Genomic DNA, 1,565 nt, shown 5'->3' on the forward strand with positions numbered 1-1,565 from the left:
GATAAGAAAGTATAAAATTTGTCACAGCCACAGTCCTTGATACTGTGGTATTTTTCATGTATGGAGACAAATATTTTAAAACGTATTTTTTTTGACCAACATCAACATTGGGAAAGATTTAAAACTAAATATGGAAGAAAGATTCGTCCGATCGTAATCAAAGAAGTAGAAAAATTTCGAGATTGTGGGGATATAAGAAAAGGATTTAAACTTTTTGTTTGCGAGGGTTGTCACGATGTTCGAAAGGTTCCCTATCGCTGTAAAGGTCGATTTTGTACAACATGCTCGGTTGGAGAGAGCGAAGAGTGGAGCAGGTTACTTACGGAGGATGTTCTGCAAGTTAATCATCGGCATGTTATTTTTACAATTGATGAGGGGTTACGAGATGTATTTTTACTTCATCGTCATTTATTAAAAGATTTAATGGATGCGTCTGCAAGATTAATAATAGATTTCTTTCAGAAGAAAGCAAAAGTTACTCCTGGGATTATTGCAGGGCTTCATACTTTTGGGTCGAGAGTTAATTTTAATCCACATGTTCATATGTTGGTGACAATGGGAGGGTTAACAAATAAAGGTGAATGGAAACAGTATGATTTTTTGCCGTTTACGATGCTTCGAAAACAATGGCAAACGGTAGTATTAAAATTAATCCGTAAGGGTTTGTCCGCAAAAGAAAAGAAGATGGTTCAACCAAGACTTCAAAAGGCGTTTACTAATAATGGTGAAGGCTTCTATGTGCATGCGCCAAAACAGAGAGGAAATGTAAAAGAGCAACTCCGCTACATTGGTCGTTATATCCGTCGACCAGCGATTGGTATCAATCGGATTGAGGGATATGATGGTCAATATGTTACATTTAAATATAAGGACAAAACGGATGGAAAAGATAAAACTGAAACGATTAGCGTGGAAGAATTTATCTCACGTTTAATTCGTCATATTCCGGATGAACAATTTAAAACGATCCGTCATTATGGAATGTATTCCAGACGGTCAAAGAATCTGTGCAAGAAAGTATTGTGTGCTTGGCAACAGAAGGCAAATCGTTGGATAGTAAAAGTGAAAAAAACCTTACGTCGTCAGACGTGGCGTGAAAGAATTGTAGCAAGTGGAAGAAAAGACCCTCTCGTTTGTCCAAGATGTGAGTGTTACTATGAGTACAAGGGAGAAGTCTGTCTTGAGGATGGAAAGCTAGAAATCAAGGTAGCCCTTTGTCAAACAACCAGAGCTTATTTAGAAAGGGTGATTGACCATTTCAATGGAATCAAAAAAGAAGAAAAAAGGGAAGAAAAGGAAGCCAACGTTCCCAACTCCGTCCAAATACCTGTTAAGCAAACAGAGCATCAGCTTTGTTTGTTTAGCGTGTCATGAGAAGGAGGACATTCCACTAAGTGTGGTAAGGGACTTTGATTTAATGGATGATGGAGATCCAACGGCACCGCCAATGTTTTCATGCGAGAAATGTGGTGGACAGATGTACCCGGAATATTATAAGGGAGTACATGGGATAGAGTACAAAATTTCGGATGTTCTCTAAACAAAAAAGGACCGGGCGGTTTTTG

Annotated in this window: 1 protein-coding gene; it reads left to right on the forward strand. The window is 38.3% G+C overall.

From position 1 onward, the window contains the following. The first annotated feature begins 60 nt into the window (after positions 1 to 60). On the forward strand, positions 61 to 1,374 hold the full coding sequence (locus TY15_RS22955) for an IS91 family transposase (protein WP_040203403.1): 1,314 nt from the start codon (positions 61 to 63) through the stop codon (positions 1,372 to 1,374). The last annotated feature ends 191 nt before the right edge of the window (positions 1,375 to 1,565 follow it).

It is taken from the genome of Neobacillus jeddahensis (assembly GCF_000612625.1).
Lineage (GTDB): Bacteria > Bacillota > Bacilli > Bacillales > Cytobacillaceae > Neobacillus > Neobacillus jeddahensis.

Excerpts from the sequence above, each read along its gene's own strand:
- TY15_RS22955 (WP_040203403.1), top strand. The coding sequence starts at position 61 with ATGGAGACAAATATTTTAAAACGTATTTTTTTTGACCAACATCAACAT.